Source organism: Streptomyces silvae, assembly GCF_016745505.1.
GTDB lineage: Bacteria > Actinomycetota > Actinomycetes > Streptomycetales > Streptomycetaceae > Streptomyces > Streptomyces silvae.
The window spans coordinates 41,666-58,575 of record NZ_JAERUC010000078.1; the positions used below are offsets into that span (position 1 = coordinate 41,666).

Below are 16,910 nucleotides of genomic sequence, written 5' to 3' on the forward strand. Positions count from 1 at the left end.
CCCGTCCAGGGCCGGCCGTCCCCAGCCCAGCCGAACGACCCGATCGAGAAGAAGAGAGCCACTCATGGACTTCCTTCGCCCCGCCAGCTGGGAGGAAGCGCTCGCAGCCAAGGCCGAGCACCCGACGGCTGTGCCCATCGCGGGAGGCACCGACGTGATGGTCGAGATCAACTTCGACCACCGGCGGCCCGAGTACCTCATGGACCTCAACCGCATCGGTGAGCTGTCCGAGTGGCAGGTGGGACCCGACGCCGTGCGCCTCGGCGCCTCCGTGCCGTACAGCGCCGTCATGGAGCACCTGCGGGCCGAGCTGCCCGGTCTCGCCCTCGCCTCGCACACCGTCGCCTCGCCGCAGATCCGCAACCGCGGCGGCGTCGGGGGCAACCTGGGCACCGCCTCGCCCGCCGGGGACGCCCACCCCGCGCTGCTCGCCGCGGGCGCCGAGGTCGAAGCCGCGTCCGTACGGGGGACGCGGATGATCCCGATCGACGACTTCTACACGGGCGTCAAGCGCAACGCCCTCGCCCCGGACGAGCTGATCCGGGCCGTGCACATCAAGAAGGCCGACGGCCCCCAGCAGTACTCCAAGGTCGGCACCCGCAACGCGATGGTCATCGCCGTCTGCGCCTTCGGCCTCGCCCTCCACCCGGAGACCCGCACCGTGCGCACCGGCATCGGCTCCGCCGCCCCGACCCCGGTCCGGGCCAGGGAGGCCGAGGAGTTCCTGAACGCCGCGCTGGAGGAGGGCGGCTTCTGGGAGAGCGGAAAGATCATCACGCCGTCCGTGGCCAAGCAGTTCGCCCAGCTCGCCGCCGGGGCCTGCAACCCCATCGACGACGTACGGGGCACGGCCGCCTACCGCAGGCACGCCGTCGGCATCATGGCCCGCCGCACGCTGGGCTGGACCTGGGAGCAGTACCGCGGAGCGGGACGCACCCTCGAAGGAGCTGCTTGATCATGCGAGTCAATTTCACCGTCAACGGCCGGAAGCAGGAAGCCGACGACGTCTGGGAGGGCGAGTCCCTGCTGTACGTCCTGCGCGAGCGCATGGGCCTCCCCGGCTCCAAGAACGCCTGCGAACAGGGCGAGTGCGGCTCCTGCACGGTCCGCCTCGACGGCGTCCCGGTCTGTTCCTGTCTCGTCGCCGCCGGCCAGGCGGAGGGCCGCGAGGTCGTCACCGTCGAGGGCCTGGCGGACTACGCCCGGCACCGCGACGACGCCCACCCCGGCACCGGCTGCGCCGCCGGCACCTGCGGCACCTCGCTCGACGCCGCCCAGCGGTGGCAGGCCAGGCCCACCGACGGGCAGAGCGCCGAGGCCGCCGAACTCTCCCCGGTCCAGCAGGCGTTCATCGACGCGGGCGCCGTGCAGTGCGGCTTCTGCACCCCCGGCCTGCTGGTCGCCGCCGACGAACTGCTGGAGACACAGCCCTCCCCGTCCGACCAGGACATCCGCGAGGCCCTCTCCGGCAACCTCTGCCGCTGCACCGGTTACGAGAAGATCCTCGACGCGGTCCGCCTCGCGGCCGCCCGTCAGGAAGAGACGGTCCGATAGCCATGGCGCTGCACCCACGAGCCGCGTCCGTACCGGCCGGCACCCCCACCAAGATCACCCAGGGCTCCCAGACCCGGGGCGGCATCGGCGAGTCCACCCTGCGACCCGACGGCACCCTCAAGGTCACCGGCGAGTTCGCGTACTCCTCGGACATGTGGCACGAGGACATGCTGTGGGGCCACACGCTCCGCTCCACCGTCGCCCACGCCGAGATCCGCTCCATCGACATCGGCGAGGCCCTCGCCACCCCCGGTGTGTACGCCGTCCTGACCTACGACGACCTGCCCGCCGAGATGAAGAACTACGGGCTGGAGATCCAGGACACCCCCGTCCTCGCGCACGGCAAGGTCCGCCACCACGGCGAACCGGTGGCGCTCGTCGCCGCCGACCACCCCGAGACCGCGCGCCGCGCCGCGGCGAAGATCCGCATCGACTACGCCGAACTCCCGCTCGTCACCGACGAGGAGTCCGCGACCGCCCCCGACGCGATCCTGGTCCACGAGGGCCGCACCGACCACCACATCGGCCACGTCCCGCACCCCAACATCGTCCACCGCCAGCCCATCGTCCGCGGCGACGCGGACGCGGCCGCCGCGCGGGCCGACGTGATCGTCACCGGGGACTACGTCTTCGGGATGCAGGACCAGGCCTTCCTCGGCCCCGAGTCCGGCCTCGCCGTGCCCTCCGAGGACGGCGGCGTCGAGCTGTACGTCGCCACCCAGTGGCTGCACTCCGACCTCCGCCAGATCGCCCCCGTCCTCGGCCTCCCCGAGGACAAGGTCCGCATGACGCTCTCCGGCGTCGGCGGCGCCTTCGGCGGGCGCGAGGACCTGTCGATGCAGATCCACGCCTGCCTGCTCGCGCTGCGCACCGGCAAGCCCGTCAAGATGGTCTACAACCGCTTCGAGTCCTTCTTCGGGCACGTCCACCGGCACCCCGCGAAGCTCCACTACGAGCACGGGGCCACCAAGGACGGCAAGCTCACCCACATGAAGTGCCGCATCGTGCTGGACGGCGGCGCCTACGCCTCCGCGTCCCCGGCCGTCGTCGGCAACGCCTCCTCGCTCGCGGTGGGACCGTACGTCGTCGAGGACGTCGACATCGAGGCGATCGCGCTCTACTCCAACAACCCGCCCTGCGGCGCCATGCGCGGCTTCGGCGCGGTCCAGGCCTGCTTCGCCTACGAGGCGCAGATGGACAAGCTGGCCGCCGCCCTGGACATGGACCCGGTGGAGCTGCGGCAGCTCAACGCCATGGAGCAGGGCACCCTGCTCCCCACCGGCCAGCCCGTCGACTCACCCGCACCCGTGGCCGAACTGCTGCGCCGCGTCAAGGCCCGGCCCCTGCCGCCCGAGCAGCAGTGGCTCTCGGCCGACGCCGAGGGCAGCTCCGTCGACGTACGCGCGCTGCCCGGCGGGCTGTCCAACACCACCCACGGCGAGGGCGTGGTGCGCGGCGTCGGGTACGCCGTCGGCCTGAAGAACGTCGGCTTCTCCGAAGGGTTCGACGACTACTCCACCGCCCGGGTGCGGATGGAGGTCATCAACGGCGAACCCGTGGCCACCGTGCACACCGCGATGGCCGAGGTCGGGCAGGGCGGGGTCACCGTCCACGCCCAGATCGCCCGTACGGAACTGGGCGTCAACCAGGTCACCATCCATCCGGCGGACACCCAGGTCGGCTCCGCCGGCTCCACCTCCGCCTCCCGGCAGACGTACGTCACCGGGGGCGCCGTGAAGAACTCCTGCGAGGCCGTCCGGGAGCAGGTCCTGGAGATCGGCCGCCGCAAGTTCGGCACCTACCACCCCGCCTGGGCCACCGCCGAACTCCTCCTGGAGGGTGGCAAGGTCGTCACCGACGGCGGCGAGGTGCTCGCCCCCCTGGCCGACGTGCTGGAGGGCGAGGCGGTCGACGTCGAGCTGGAGTGGCGCCACCGGCCCACCGAGGCCTTCGACCTGCGCACCGGCCAGGGCAACGGCCACGTCCAGTACTCCTTCGCCGCGCACCGCGCGGTCGTCGAGGTCGACACCGAGCTCGGCCTGGTCAAGGTCATCGAGCTGGCGTGCGCCCAGGACGTCGGCAAGGCCCTGAACCCGCTGTCGGTCGTGGGCCAGATCCAGGGCGGCACCACCCAGGGGCTGGGTGTCGCCGTCATGGAGGAGATCATCGTCGACCCGAAGACGGCGAAGGTGCGCAACCCGTCCTTCACCGACTACCTGATCCCCACCATCCTCGACACGCCGACCATCCCGGTCGACGTGCTCGAACTCGCCGACGACCACGCCCCGTACGGGCTGCGCGGCATCGGCGAGGCCCCCACCCTGTCGTCCACCCCGGCCGTCCTCGCGGCGATCCGGAACGCGACGGGCCTGGAGCTCAACAGGACACCGGTGCGCCCCGAGCACATCACCGGTACCTGACGGGCCCCCGAGAACCCTCCGGGCGGTGCGTGCCTGCCGTGAACGTCACACTTCCCCGCGCCCCGCACCGCCCGGAGCCATCGCACAACCGCTCCATCTGCACGAAGAGTTCGCCTCGGGCCGTCCCCCGGGTCGTGCGCCTCGCAGTCATCCCAAATCCCGCAATCTCCAGAGCTCCACGCGGGTGCCCCTGTGAACCTTGGGAGTCAGGCAACATGACCCAGCAGTCCGTGGAACCCAGGACGAGCGCGGAGGACGCGGGCCCCGGCTCGCGCGTCCCCGCCGGACGGTCCTGGCTCGACCGGTACTTCCACATATCCGAACGAGGATCGACCGTCGCACGCGAAGTGCGCGGCGGCGTCACGACCTTCATGGCCATGGCGTACATCCTCCTGCTCAACCCGCTCATCCTCGGCGGCAAGGACGTCGACGGCCAGCTGCTCGGCCAGCCGGGCCTGATCACCGCCACCGCGCTCGCGGCGGCGGCCACCACCCTGCTGATGGGCTTCATCGGCAAGGTGCCCCTCGCGCTCGCCGCGGGACTGAGCGTCTCCGGTGTGCTCGCCTCGCAGGTCGCACCGGCCATGACCTGGCCGCAGGCCATGGGCATGTGTGTGATCTACGGGCTGGTGATCTGCCTCCTGGTGGTCACCGGACTCCGCGAGATGATCATGAACGCCATCCCGCTCGCGCTGAAGCACGGCATCACCATCGGGATCGGCCTCTTCATCGCCCTCATCGGCCTCTTCAAGGCCGGCTTCGTCCACAAGGGGACGGCGACGCCCCTGTCGCTGGGCCCGGCGGGTGAGCTGGCAGGCTGGCCGGTGCTCATCTTCGCCGTGACCCTGCTCCTGATCTTCATGCTCCAGGCGCGCAACGTGCCCGGCGCGATCCTGATCGGCATCGTGGTCGGCACCCTGGCCGCGATCGTCGTCAACGCCGTCGGCGACATCGACCCCAAGGCGTGGAGCAGCGGCCCGCCCGAGCTGAGCGGCAGCGCGGTCTCCTCGCCGGACTTCTCGCTCTTCGGGAACGTCGAGTTCGGCGGCTGGGGCGACGTCGGCGTGATGACGGTCGGCATGATCGTGTTCACGCTCGTGCTGGCCGGCTTCTTCGACGCGATGGCCACCATCATCGGCGTCGGTACGGAGGCCAAGCTCGCGGACGACAAGGGCCGGATGCCGGGCCTGTCGAAGGCCTTGTTCATCGACGGCGCGGGCGGTGCGATCGGCGGTGTCGCCGGGGGCTCCGGACAGACCGTGTTCGTCGAGTCGGCGACCGGGGTCGGCGAGGGCGCCCGCACCGGGCTCGCCTCCGTCGTCACCGGGCTTTTCTTCGCCGCCTGCCTCTTCTTCACCCCGCTCACGGCGATCGTGCCCGCCGAGGTGGCCTCCGCCGCCCTGGTCGTCATCGGCGCCATGATGATGCAGAACGCCCGGCACGTGGACTGGAGCGACCGCTCCGTGGCCGTCCCGGTCTTCCTCACCGTGGTCCTGATGCCCTTCACGTACACCATCACCACCGGTGTCGCCGCGGGCGTCATCTCGTACTCCGCCATCAAGCTCGCCCAGGGCAGGGCCCGCGAGGTCGGCGTCTTCATGTGGGTCCTGACGCTGGTCTTCCTCGTGTACTTCGCCCTGCACCCCATCGAGAGCTGGCTGGGCGTCAGCTGACGTCACGCCGCCCCTTCGCACCCGAGTCAGAAGGAGACACGCCATGCTGGACATCGCCGAGGAGCTCCACCGGTGGGTCGGGCAGGGACGCGTGTTCGCCGTGGCCACCGTGGTGGCCGTCGGCGGCAGCGCGCCCCGGCAGCCGGGCGCCGCCCTCGCCGTGGACAGCGAGGGAACGGCCGTCGGATCGGTCTCCGGCGGATGTGTGGAGGGCGCGGTCTACGAGCTGTGCCGGCAGGCGATCGAGGACGGCACCCCCGTGCGCGAGCGCTTCGGCTACAGCGACGACGACGCCTTCGCGGTCGGCCTGACCTGCGGCGGCGTCATCGACATCCTGGTGACACCGGTGCGCGCGGACGACCCCGCGCGCCCGGTGTTCGCCGCCGCGTTCGCCGCGGCGGCCGAGGGCCGGGCGGCGGCGGTCGCCCGCGTCACCGAAGGGCCGGACGCCCTGCTCGGCCGCCCCCTGCTGGTCCACCCCGACGGGACGTACGACGGCGGGCTCGGCGGACACCCCGAGCTGGACCGCACCGTCGCCGCCGAGGCGCGCGCCATGCTCGACGCCGGCCGTACGGGGGAGGTCGTCGTCGGCGCCGAGGGGTCCCGCTGCGGCAGCCCCGTCACCCTGCTCGTCGAGTCGAGCGTCCCGCCGCCCCGCATGATCGTCTTCGGCGCCATCGACTTCGCCGCCGCCCTCGTACGGGCCGGGCGCTTCCTGGGCTACCGCGTCACGGTCTGCGACGCCCGCCCCGTCTTCGCCACCGCGGCCCGCTTCCCGGACGCCGACGAGATCGTCGTCGACTGGCCGCACCGTTATCTCGCCGCCACCGAGGTGGACGCGCGCACCGTGCTCTGCGTCCTCACGCACGACGCCAAGTTCGATGTGCCCCTGCTGGAGCTGGCGTTGCGGCTGCCGGTCGCCTACGTCGGCGCGATGGGCTCGCGCCGCACCCATCTGGAGCGGAACGAACGGCTGCGGGAGGCCGGTGTCACCGAGCGCCAACTGGCCGCCCTGCACTCGCCGATCGGGCTGGACCTCGGCGCCCGTACGCCCGAGGAGACGGCCCTGTCGATCGCGGCGGAGATCGTCGCCGAGCGGCGCGGCGGCAGCGGGCTGCCGCTGAAGGGCGCCCACACCCCGATCCACCACGAGAACGCCACACAACTGGCCTCCGTGGCCTGATCCGTACCACCTCCGGCTGATCACATCGGGCGGGTTGCCGCCACGGCGGCTTCACGCCAGGGGCGAAGCCGTCCGCGGCCCCGGATTTACCGGTAGATCAGCTGCATGACATTTTCCCTCTCCTCCGTTTCCGGCCGGGTGAGACCCGCTCGCACGGGACGCAGGGCTCTGCTCATAGCGACTTCGGTCGCGCTCGTGAGCGGCGTCATGCTCCCCGCGGCGGGTTCCGCGACCGCCGCTCCGAAGCCGTCGGTCACCGAGGACCGCCGAGGCCCCGAGGCACCCCGCGACTACGACATCACGCTGATCACCGGCGACGTCGTCCACTTCACGGACGGCGCCGGCAACCAGGACACCGTCACCGTCGACCGCCCCGACGGCGCGGAGGGCGGCGTGCACGTGCAGCAGGCCGGGGACGACATCTTCGTCATCCCCGACGAGGCGAGCACCCTCATCGCCGCGGGGAAGCTCGACCGCCGGCTGTTCGACATCTCGACGCTGGTGGAGATGGGGTACGACGACGCCCGCTCCGGCTCCATCCCGCTGATCGCCACCTACCCGGCGGGCACGGCACGTTCGCTGCCCGCCGCCCCGCGCGGCAGCGAGCGGGTCCGCCGGCTGGAGTCGGTGAACGGCGCGGCCCTGAAGACCGACAAGGACACCGCCCGCGCGTTCTGGAGCACCATCTCCCGTACGGAAAAGAGCCGTTCGCTGGACGCGGGTATCGCCAGGCTCTGGCTCGACGGCAAGGCCGAGGCGTCCCTCAAGGACTCCGTGCCGCAGGTCAACGCCCCGCAGGCATGGGCCGAGGGCTACGACGGCAAGGGCACCACGGTCGCCGTCCTGGACACAGGCATCGACGCGACGCACCCGGACGTCAAGGACCGGATCACGCAGACGAAGAGCTTCATACCCGGTGAGGAGGTCGTCGACAGGAACGGCCACGGCACGCACGTCGCCTCGACGATCGCGGGCTCGGGCGCGGCGTCCGACGGCGCCAACAAGGGGGTCGCCCCCGCCGCCGACCTGATCGTCGGCAAGGTGCTCAGCGACGAGGGCTCGGGCGCCGACTCCGGCATCATCGAGGCCATGGAGTGGGCGAAGGCCGAAGGCGCCGACGTCGTCTCCATGAGCCTCGGCTCCAGCGTGCCGGACGACGGCACCGACCCGATGTCCCAGGCCGTCGACGCGCTCTCCGCCGACGGCGGCCCGCTCTTCGTGATCGCCGCGGGCAACGCCTACGGCGCGGGCACGATCGGCTCGCCCGGCTCGGCGGCCACGGCACTGACCGTCGCCGCCGTCGACAAGAGTGACAACCGCGCCGACTTCTCCTCGATGGGCCCGCTCGTCCGCTCCTACGGCCTGAAGCCGGACCTGTCCGCCCCGGGCGTCGACATCAACGCCGCCGCCTCCCAGTCGGTGCCCGGCACCGAGGGCATGTACCGGTCGATGTCGGGTACGTCGATGGCCACCCCGCACGTCGCGGGCGCCGCCGCCATCCTGAAGCAGCGTCACCCCGACTGGTCCGGCCAGCGCATCAAGGACGCGCTGATGAGCTCCTCGAAGGCGCTGCCCGACCACTCCCCGTACGAGCAGGGCACCGGGCGTCTCGACGTGAAGGCGGCGGTCGACACGACGATCGAGGCCACCGGCTCCGTCGAGGTCGCCTCGTACGACTGGCCGCACTCCGCGTCCGACCCGGTCGCCGAGCGTACGATCACCTACCGCAACACCGGGGCGAGGGACGTCACCCTGAGCCTGGCCACCGACACGGACTCGAAGGCGTACACGCTCTCCGCGTCCACCCTGACCGTGCCGGCCGGCTCCGAGGCCGAGGTGGTGCTGTCGCTGGACCCGTCCCAGGTCCCGAACGCCACCCAGTTCTCCGGGCAGGTCGTCGCCGTGGACGAGACGGGCGCGACCGTCGCGCACACCGGCTTCGCCCTGAACAAGGAGCAGGAGCTCTACGACCTGACGCTCCGCCTGCGTGACCGGTCCGGCCAGCCGATGGACGGCATCGTCGTCATCGCCGAGCTCGGCGACCCCAACCTGGGTCTCGTCGCCGTCCCCGGCGACACCACCCTGCGGCTGCCCCCGGGCAACTACACCGCCTGGACCTCCGCCGACATCGACGGCGACCGCGCGGACTCCAAGGCCGTCGCCTTCCTCGCGGCCCCCGAGACCGTCCTGGACAAGGCCACCACGGTCACCCTGGACGCCTCGAAGGCCCGCAAGGTCAGCGTGCGCACGCCCAAGGAGAGCGAGACCCGGCAGCTCCGCTACGACATGGCACGCACGGCCCCGGACGGCACCGTCCAGCGCGACGCGTTCCAGATCCCGCTGACCTACGACCAGCTGTGGGCGAGCCCCACGAAGAAGGTCACCCAGGGCAGCTTCAGCTTCCTCACCCGCTGGCGCCAGGGCGAGGAGCTCATCGACCTGACGGCCGACGGCCACGACGTGCCGGTCACCGTGCAGAGCGGCTCCGCCCTCGCCGAGGACAGCGAGCAGAAGCTCACCGCCGTCTACGCGGGCAACGGCGCGACGGCCGACTACAAGGGCCGCGGCGTCAAGGGCAAGGCCGTCGTCGTCACCCGCAGCGACGCCGTCCCGCCCGCCGACCGGCTGGCCAACGCACTCGCGGCGGGCGCGAAGGCCCTCTTCGTCGTCAACGACGGCCGCGGGGTGACGATGGAGAGCTACGCGCCGTACGGCGAGCAGACCACCATCCCGGTCGCCTCGGTGCAGAAGCTCGCGGGACAGACCCTGATCAAGGCGGCGCAGCGCGGCAAGAAGCTCTCCGTCGACCAGAAGAAGTACGCCTCGTACGTCTACGACCTGGTGGACCGGCACGACGGCACCATCCCGGACCGCTCGCTGGCCTTCGCCCCGGCGGCCCGTCAGCTCGCCAAGGTCGAGAACACCTTCTACGGCCACAAGGCGGCGCTCGGCGGCGGATACCGCTACGACATCCCGGAGTACGGGCCGGGCCTCGGCTTCGAGGAGTACGAGAAGTTCCCCGGCACCCGCACCGAGTGGGTCAACCCGCTGCCCGGTGACTCCTTCTGGTACGAGAACCACTCCGTGCTGAACGCCGACGCCACCGACACCGCCGCCGAGATGCGCAGCGGTGAGCTGGACTACACGGCGGGCCGCACCTACCGCGCCGAGTGGTTCGCGCCGGTCACCCGCCCGCGCCTCGGCACGGCGTACTGGGGGCCGTTCCGCACCGCGTACGACGACCTGCAGTTCAACATCACCCCGTGGACGGACTCCGGCGCCGGACACTCCGGTTCCATGCCCATGGACGAGTACGACACGACCTCGTACGCCTTCTACCAGGGGGACACCCTGATCAGGAAGGACGCTGGACGCGCCGGATACGTGGGGGACCTGTCCGCCGACACGCTGCCGTACCGGCTGGTCATCGACTCCGTCCGGGACGCGGACACGTGGAAGACCTCCACGCGCACGCACAGCTCGTGGGAGTTCGAGTCGGGGGCGCTCGACGAGGGCGGCCCGGGCCGGGAGGACATCCCGATGCTCCAGCTGGACTTCGACGTCGACACCGACCTCGCGGGCGACGTCAAGGCCGGCCGCTGGACCGAGATCGGCCTGTCCTCCGGTACGCAGGAGTGGCTGGACGGTGCGGTGAAGGCGAAGAAGGCCTCGATGTCGGTCAGTTACGACGACGGGAAGACCTGGAGCGCCGTGGAGCTGCGCAAGGCGGCGGAGGGCTCCTGGACCGCCCGGTTCAGGACGCCCGGCAAGGGAGCCACGTCCGTCTCGCTCAAGGCGCACGCCGAGGGCCCCGGCGGTCTCGCCGTCGACCAGGAGATCATCAGGGCCTTCGGCCTGAAGTGACCTGCCCGGCGGTCCGTATGGCCTGCTGCTGAGGGGCTTTGACGAGGAGGTCCCGCATCCCGCGTGGGGTGCGGGACCTCCGCGTCGTACGGCCGGAAGCCGGCCCGCTCACCGTCCGAAGCGCGCCAGGCAGTGCCAGACCCGCTTGAGGTCCTGTGGATCGTGCCGGCCGGTCAGGGCCGCCTCCCCGATGATCCGGGCGTCGAGGAACCCGCCGACCGCGAGGGCGGCGCCCAGCTCGACGTACTCCGGGCCCCGGTACTCCGGATGGCGCCTCAACTCCTCGGTGGAGAGCCGGTATCCGTCGTGCCACTCCACCGGGCAGGGCAGCGCGCCGGCCGCCTTCTCGACCTCCGTGCCCTGGAAGCACGGGTCGAGGACGAGGGCCTCCACATGGCGGTCGAGCCGGACGGGGCCGTGCACCTGGGCCTCGATGTAGTCGTCCAGGGCGTCCCGCGCGTCGGCCTCGGCGAGTGCGATGAGCCGGTGCCCGGCCGCAGCCACCCCGAAGTCCGTCGGCTCCAGGAAGCTGTCCGGATAGCAGAACGTGGCGTGGGGCAGGGCCTCCGCGCTCAGCCTGAAGTGCGCGGAGCCGAAGCGCGGGGCCGCGCCGTAGGGCGAGCGGCGGAAGTCCAGCGCGCCGTAGACCGGCCGCTCATGGGCGCCCGCCCCGTCGTAGGCGCCGCCGAAGATCCGGCTCTCCCAGCGCCACCGGTCGCCGCCCGGGTGCGCGGTGAGGCCGCCGTTGCTGGTGCCCGTGACGAACTGCGAGACGTACACGCCGTCCCGCGCCAGCCGTTCCAGGACCGTGAGACCCCCGCTGACGCGGTCGGGGTGGAAGTTCAGCGTCACGCGCAGGGACGGGTCCAGGGGCGGCCCGGTCGACAGCGAGGCGACATGGCTGAGGGCCCGCGCCCGGGCGGGGGAGAGGTCGGCGCTCATCGGCCCATTCTGCCCGAGCGCCGACCGTGTCAGCAGGCGGTCCACTCACCTCCTGTCGGCGAGCGGGCCGAGGCGGTCCGCTCACCCCTAGCGGCGGCGGGCCGCCTTCTCACGCGCCTTGCGCCGGGCGACGGTGTACCTCGACCAGTCACCCCGGTGCCGGTCGCACCGGGACGCCCCCTTCATCGCCAGCCGCTGACAGCGCGTGCCCTTCTGCGTGAGTGCTCCGCATGCCGACTGCGTACGAGCCATGTCCGACCGCCCTCCGGGTCCCGTCGGCCGGGTGCCGACAGCGCCCAGACTCGCCCGGACGCGTGCCGCACGGGAAGGCGCACCCGCACCCCGCGGGTGCGCACCGGAGCGCACGGGCGGCCGGGGCGGTGTCAGGCCGCCGCGCTTCCCTGCCCGTCGGCGTCCGTCGCGCGCTGCTCCTCGATACGCCGCTTCGCCTCGTCCCAGGTGATCGGGAGCTGCCCGACCGGCGCCTCCCAGAAGGTGAACGTCGAGGTGCGCATCGTGGGCCTGAGGGCGGTCATGATGCCGCGGTGCGGCTCCGTCCCGGCGAAGGCGTAGATCGCCTCGCGGCTCTCCCAGGCCGAGAGGGTGTAGAACACCCGCTTCCCCGGCTGGGCGACGAGCGAGGCGCCGAAGGCCCCCGGCGCGGACCGCACCTGCTTCCACGCGGCCATCGACTTGATGAAGAAGCGCGGGACGTCGCGCAGCGAACGGACCTCGAAGCGCGAGGCCATGACCACGGTCGTGCCTTCGGACGGCGGCGGCTGGGGGGTGACCCACGGCAGAGTCGGCATCGCGCTACTCACCTTCGATATAGATAGTGGTGCTGTCTGCTCTCCATGTTAGAGAGTGCCACTCCCCAACGCCAGTGGAATGCGCCGGACAGTCGAAAGCGCCCCGTGCCCCCGCCGTCGGCGGTGGGAGCACGGGGCGCCCGGGTGCGGCGCGGCGGAGGCTCAGAGCCCGGCCTGCAGGGCTTTCCAGGTGTCGGGTCCCACACTGCCGTCGGCCGACAGGCCCCGCGCGCTCTGGTAGTCGCGTACGGCCTTGTCCGTGTTCGCGCCGAAGGCCCCGTCGACGGTGACGGTTCTGCCGAGCGCCGCGGTCAGCGCCCGCTGGAGCCGCTTCACCGGCTCGCCCGACGCGCCGGTGGTCAGCGTCGGCGTGGTGCCCGCGGAGAGCAGCGCCGTCCAGGTCCTCGGGCCGACCGCGCCGTCGGAGTCGAGGCCGCGGGCGGTCTGGAACGCCCGTACGGCGCTCTCCGTGCGGGTCCCGAAGACGCCGTCCTCGGTGCCGGCGTCGTAACCCTGCTGGTTCAGCAGGGTCTGGGCGGCCTTCACCTGGGTCCCCGTCGAGCCGCTCTTCTGGGTGGCGTACGACCCGAAGCTCAGCCCGTCGGCGCCGCTGCCGGTGCCGCTGCCCACGAGCTGCATGTAGTAGGTCCAGTTCCAGTTGGCGCCCGGGTCGGTGTGGTCGTTGCCGGGGGCCTCGCTGTGCCCGATGATGTGCGACCGGTCCTTGGGGATGCCGTACCGGTCGCACAGGTACGCCGTCAGCGCGGCCGAGGAGCGGTACATGGGGTCGGTGAACCACGACGGGTCGTCGATGAACCCCTCGTGCTCGATGCCGAGTGACGAGGCGTTGGCGCTTTTGGCGTGGTACGCGGTGTCCTTGTCGCGCACCATCTGGGTGATCTGGCCGTCGGAGGAGCGGACCACGTAGTGGGAGCTGACCTTCGACGTCGCGTTCTGGAACCAGCTGATGGTCCCGGCGTACGAGCCCTGCGTGACGTGGATGACCACCTTGTCCACCGTCGCCGTGCGGCCCGTCGCGAAGTTGGCGGAGTTGGCGGCCACCCAGAGCGCCGAGGGGTAGTCCTCGCTCTTGGCGGTGATGTCGGCCTTCGCCAGGGGGCCCTTCTCGGGGGAGACGGGGCGGGAGGTGACGGTGACCTGTTCGCCGCCGGCGACGGTGGCCCGCAGCCCCTGGGCGAGGAAGGTGTAGACGGTGTCCGCGTAGAGGGCGGCGACGGCTCCCTCGGTCCCGCTGTAGCGGGCCACGGCCGGGTACCAGGCGTCGATGTCCGCCCGCTCGGCCGGGTCCAGGCCGAGGGCGTCGGCGTGGTCCCGCAGGACGGCCGCGCCGCCCAGGATGTTGGCCTCGGTGTCCTTGCGCAGATCGGCCGTGGACTCACCCGTCAGCTCGGCGGCCTTCTCCAGGGAGTGGTTGACGGGGTTGCTCACGAGGTGCATCACGCCGAAGCCGTTGTCCTGGCTGGGGCGCCCGGCGTGACCGTCCAGGTGCGTCTCGCCGTAGCCCACGGCGGCGAGCAGGTCGCGCGGTACGCCGTACTTCTCGGCGGCCTGCTCGAACGCCTGGTTCATCGGGTCCGCCCCGGCGGGTACGGCGCCGGCCGGGTGGCCCGTGGCGACGAGCGCGGTGACGGTGAGAGAGGCCAGAACGGCTGCGCGACCTCGGGTGTGGTCGGCGGGACGTCGGGGCATACCTGCTCCAGGTCTGTGGGGGAGAGGACGGCCGCCGGGCAGGTGGGGAGGGCCGGGGGCCGCTGAGTCCGCACAGGCTATCGATCGCCCCAGGGCATGACAATGTCGCCTCCGTGTGTCCAAAACCCTTTCACTCCAATGGAGTTGAGGTGACGACGGAGGTCCGTCCGACGGTCCGCCCGAGGGGCCGTCACCCCCACGAGGGGGTGACGGCGCACGGGTGCGTCTACCAGCGGTCGCGGTGGACCACATCGGCCACCGGACGGCGGCGGACCGGACCGAAGTTGCCCTGCGGCCACCCCACCGGGATGGCGGCGAAGGTGTGGGTGTCCGACGGGATCCCGAGGGCCTTCTTCCACTCCTGCTCCAGCATCAGGTGCCAGATGGTGAGGTTGGCCGCGAGCCCCAGCGCCCGCGCCGCGAGCAGGACGTTCTGGACGCCCGGATAGACGCAGGAGCCCTCCGCGAGCGCCTGGAAGCGCGTCTGCGTGTTCGTCATGTGCTCCAGCCCGGCCGGGCCGAGCGACTCGGCGTAGATCCCCAGGCCCTCCTCGTCGAACCGGGGCTCGGGGAACTTGTAGCAGGGGATGATCAGCGCCGGGGTCTCGGCGAAGTGGTCGCGCTGGTACTCGATGGCCGCCACCATCCGCCCGTACGCGGCCTCGTCCATGCCCTCCGGCGCGTGCTTGCCGGTCGTTGCGAGGTAGGCGTCCACACACCGCTTCCAGAGCGGCGCCAGCTCGGCCATCACCGCGCGGTCGGTGACGACCACGTACTCGTAACACTGCATGTTGCCGCCGCTGGGTCCCCAGACGGCCGCCTGTATGAGCTGGTCGATGGTCTCGTCCGGAACGGCGTCCGGCTTGAGACGGCGCATCGCGCGCATGGTGGACATGGTCGGGAAGAGGGCGGGCCCGTCGGGCGCGGGCGCGTCGGCGTACACCGTTTCGAAGGTCATGATCGCGGAGTGTACGGCGCACCGCGCGGAACGGGCAGCCCCGCCGGCACCCTCCTTCCCCACCGCCCCGCGCGCGTCCCGCCGCCGGGCTCGATCACCCGAACGCCCCTGCGGGGCAGCGGAATCGCACACCTGGCCGTCCCCCCTCCTCACGGGGGAACGAGGTCGGGAACGGCCGCCGCGAAGGCGTATAAAGGGTCCCTCCCGAGCAGCCGGCGTCCCCGATGGCCATCCCACCCCCCACGCGGCCGGCGTCACCGCGTCCCGAGAGCGGAGGAGCGTCCTCATGAGCACCTCGGAAGAGATCAGCGCCTTGCTCGTCGCCAGTTTCGGAACGGATCCCGAGGCCATCCGGCCCGAGGTGCCGCTCCGGCAGCTGCGGCTGGACTCGCTCGCCCTGGAGGAGCTCAGGCTCCTCATCGAGGACCGGATGGACGTCGATCTGGAGGACGTCGTCCTGTCGTCGCGCGACACCGTCGGCCATCTGGTCGAGGCCGTGCGCACCAAGGCCGGCGCGTGACGGGCCGGGGGCCGTTCGCACGCAGGTCCGCCCGGCCGGGCATCGAGCCGTTCGCCGCCGCGGTCACCGGGGTCGGTCTGGTCACCGCCGCCGGTGTGGGCGCCGACGAGGCCTGGCGCGGCGTGTGCGACACGACGGCCGCCCCCTCCGTACCGCACCTGCCGGAACTCGACGGGCTGCCCTGCGACTTCATGTACACCGTCGACGCACTGGACACCCGGGCCGCCCTCGGGGTCGCCGCCCTGCGGCTGATGGACCGCTTCTCCCAGCTCGCCGTCATCGCCGCCCGTGAGGCGGTCGCCGACGCGGGGCTCGACCCCTCGGTCTGGGAGAGCGGACGCGTCGCCGTCGTCATCGGCTCCGCCCACGGCGGCCTTCCGTTCTACGACGAGCAGCACACCACCCTCACCGAGCGCGGCGCGCGCCGCGTCTCCCCGAAGCTCGCCCCGCTCAGCGTCGTCAACGGCGCCGCCAGCAGCGTCGCCATGGACCTCGGTGTGCACGGCCCGAGCCAGGCCGTCTCCACCGCGTGCTCGTCGGGCACCGTCGCCATCGGCACCGCCCACCAGATGCTGCGCACCGGGGCCTGCGACATCGTCGTCGCGGGCGGCGCCGAATCCGTCCGCTCGCGGCTCCTGATCGCCAGCGCCTGCCAGATGCGGGCCGTCTCCACCCGCCGCGACGACCCCCAGGCCGCCTGCCGCCCCTTCGACACGCACCGCGACGGCTTCGTCGTCGGCGAGGGCGCCGGCCTCCTCGTCATGGAGCACCCCGACCACGCCCGCGCCCGCGGCGCCACCGTCCGCGCCCGGGTCGCCGGCTACGGGGCGTCCAGCGACGCCCACTCCGCCGTCGCCCCCGACCCCGACGGACTCGGCATCGAGCGCGCGCTGCGCACGGCCCTGGCCGACGCCGGCATCGACCCCGTGGACATCGGCCATGTCAACGCCCACGGGACCTCGACCGTCGCCAACGACCTCATCGAGGCGACCATGCTCCGCCGTGTCCTCGGCGACCACCCCCTCGTCACCTCGACGAAGGCCATGACCGGACACACGCTGGGCGCCGCGGGCGGCATCGAGACGGCGCTGACCGTCCTGGCGCTCCAGCACCAGCTCGTCCCGCCGACGGGCAACCTCGACGCCCCCGACCCCGCGATCCCCGTCGAGGTGGTGGGCAAGGAGGCCCGGCGCGCCGTGTTCGACTGCGCCGTGAAGACCTCGCTCGGTTTCGGCGGCCACAACGCGGCGCTCGTGCTCACCAGAGCCTGACGGGAA

At 72.1% G+C, this 16,910-nt stretch carries 12 protein-coding genes; 8 read left to right on the top strand and 4 right to left on the bottom strand.

What is annotated here, in order from left to right:
* Positions 1-64 precede the first annotated feature (64 nt).
* The 6 genes from JKV81_RS10230 to JKV81_RS10255 all read left to right on the top strand — a co-directional run bounded on the left by JKV81_RS10230 (position 65) and on the right by JKV81_RS10255 (position 10,694).
* Positions 65-955 (top strand): FAD binding domain-containing protein, encoded by an 891-nt coding sequence (locus JKV81_RS10230; RefSeq protein WP_129266231.1) that lies wholly within the window; start codon positions 65-67, stop codon positions 953-955.
* A gap of 2 nt (positions 956-957) precedes the next feature.
* The gene (locus JKV81_RS10235; RefSeq protein WP_129266232.1) at positions 958-1,554 is read left to right on the top strand and encodes a (2Fe-2S)-binding protein; all 597 of its coding nucleotides are present in this window, start codon (positions 958-960) and stop codon (positions 1,552-1,554) included.
* 2 nt (positions 1,555-1,556) lie between these two features.
* On the top strand, positions 1,557-3,974 hold the full coding sequence (locus tag JKV81_RS10240; RefSeq protein ID WP_129266233.1) for a xanthine dehydrogenase family protein molybdopterin-binding subunit: 2,418 nt from the start codon (positions 1,557-1,559) through the stop codon (positions 3,972-3,974).
* Positions 3,975-4,189: 215 nt separating this feature from the next.
* Positions 4,190-5,647, top strand: a complete 1,458-nt coding sequence (locus JKV81_RS10245; protein WP_124275472.1) for an NCS2 family permease — start codon at positions 4,190-4,192, stop codon at positions 5,645-5,647.
* Positions 5,648-5,690: 43 nt separating this feature from the next.
* A complete protein-coding gene (locus JKV81_RS10250; protein WP_129266234.1) occupies positions 5,691-6,830 on the top strand; it encodes an XdhC family protein in 1,140 nt (379 codons plus the stop codon).
* A gap of 207 nt (positions 6,831-7,037) precedes the next feature.
* A complete protein-coding gene (locus JKV81_RS10255; protein ID WP_236056162.1) occupies positions 7,038-10,694 on the top strand; it encodes a S8 family serine peptidase in 3,657 nt (1,218 codons plus the stop codon).
* 108 nt (positions 10,695-10,802) lie between these two features.
* Here the strand turns inward: JKV81_RS10255 and JKV81_RS10260 are convergent, their stop codons facing one another.
* The 4 genes from JKV81_RS10260 to JKV81_RS10275 form a co-directional block, all read right to left on the bottom strand.
* Positions 10,803-11,636 carry a DUF3626 domain-containing protein gene (locus tag JKV81_RS10260; protein ID WP_202075449.1) on the bottom strand — a complete coding sequence of 278 codons (834 nt, stop codon included), beginning with the start codon at positions 11,634-11,636 and terminating at the stop codon, positions 10,803-10,805.
* A gap of 383 nt (positions 11,637-12,019) precedes the next feature.
* Positions 12,020-12,445 (bottom strand): DUF3291 domain-containing protein, encoded by a 426-nt coding sequence (locus JKV81_RS10265; protein WP_129266237.1) that lies wholly within the window; start codon positions 12,443-12,445, stop codon positions 12,020-12,022.
* A gap of 162 nt (positions 12,446-12,607) precedes the next feature.
* Positions 12,608-14,155: a peptidoglycan-binding protein gene (locus JKV81_RS10270; protein ID WP_202075451.1), complete on the bottom strand. Its 1,548-nt coding sequence runs from the start codon at positions 14,153-14,155 to the stop codon at positions 12,608-12,610.
* Positions 14,156-14,381: 226 nt separating this feature from the next.
* The gene (locus tag JKV81_RS10275) at positions 14,382-15,113 is read right to left on the bottom strand and encodes a nitroreductase family protein (protein ID WP_202075453.1); all 732 of its coding nucleotides are present in this window, start codon (positions 15,111-15,113) and stop codon (positions 14,382-14,384) included.
* A gap of 286 nt (positions 15,114-15,399) precedes the next feature.
* On the opposite strand from JKV81_RS10275, the gene JKV81_RS10280 reads away from it, so the two are divergent.
* Both JKV81_RS10280 and JKV81_RS10285 read left to right on the top strand, forming a co-directional pair.
* Positions 15,400-15,633: an acyl carrier protein gene (locus tag JKV81_RS10280; protein ID WP_099175017.1), complete on the top strand. Its 234-nt coding sequence runs from the start codon at positions 15,400-15,402 to the stop codon at positions 15,631-15,633.
* Positions 15,630-16,904: a beta-ketoacyl-[acyl-carrier-protein] synthase family protein gene (locus tag JKV81_RS10285; protein WP_202075455.1), complete on the top strand. Its 1,275-nt coding sequence runs from the start codon at positions 15,630-15,632 to the stop codon at positions 16,902-16,904. The genes JKV81_RS10280 and JKV81_RS10285 overlap by 4 nt, the downstream gene beginning before the upstream one ends.
* The last annotated feature ends 6 nt before the right edge of the window (positions 16,905-16,910 follow it).

Excerpts from the sequence above, each read along its gene's own strand:
- JKV81_RS10230 (WP_129266231.1), top strand. The coding sequence starts at position 65 with ATGGACTTCCTTCGCCCCGCCAGCTGGGAGGAAGCGCTCGCAGCCAAG.
- JKV81_RS10235 (WP_129266232.1), top strand. The coding sequence starts at position 958 with ATGCGAGTCAATTTCACCGTCAACGGCCGGAAGCAGGAAGCCGACGAC.
- JKV81_RS10240 (WP_129266233.1), top strand. The coding sequence starts at position 1,557 with ATGGCGCTGCACCCACGAGCCGCGTCCGTACCGGCCGGCACCCCCACC.
- JKV81_RS10245 (WP_124275472.1), top strand. The coding sequence starts at position 4,190 with ATGACCCAGCAGTCCGTGGAACCCAGGACGAGCGCGGAGGACGCGGGC.
- JKV81_RS10250 (WP_129266234.1), top strand. The coding sequence starts at position 5,691 with ATGCTGGACATCGCCGAGGAGCTCCACCGGTGGGTCGGGCAGGGACGC.
- JKV81_RS10255 (WP_236056162.1), top strand. The coding sequence starts at position 7,038 with ATGCTCCCCGCGGCGGGTTCCGCGACCGCCGCTCCGAAGCCGTCGGTC.
- JKV81_RS10260 (WP_202075449.1), bottom strand. The coding sequence starts at position 11,636 with ATGAGCGCCGACCTCTCCCCCGCCCGGGCGCGGGCCCTCAGCCATGTC.
- JKV81_RS10265 (WP_129266237.1), bottom strand. The coding sequence starts at position 12,445 with ATGCCGACTCTGCCGTGGGTCACCCCCCAGCCGCCGCCGTCCGAAGGC.
- JKV81_RS10270 (WP_202075451.1), bottom strand. The coding sequence starts at position 14,155 with ATGCCCCGACGTCCCGCCGACCACACCCGAGGTCGCGCAGCCGTTCTG.
- JKV81_RS10275 (WP_202075453.1), bottom strand. The coding sequence starts at position 15,113 with ATGACCTTCGAAACGGTGTACGCCGACGCGCCCGCGCCCGACGGGCCC.
- JKV81_RS10280 (WP_099175017.1), top strand. The coding sequence starts at position 15,400 with ATGAGCACCTCGGAAGAGATCAGCGCCTTGCTCGTCGCCAGTTTCGGA.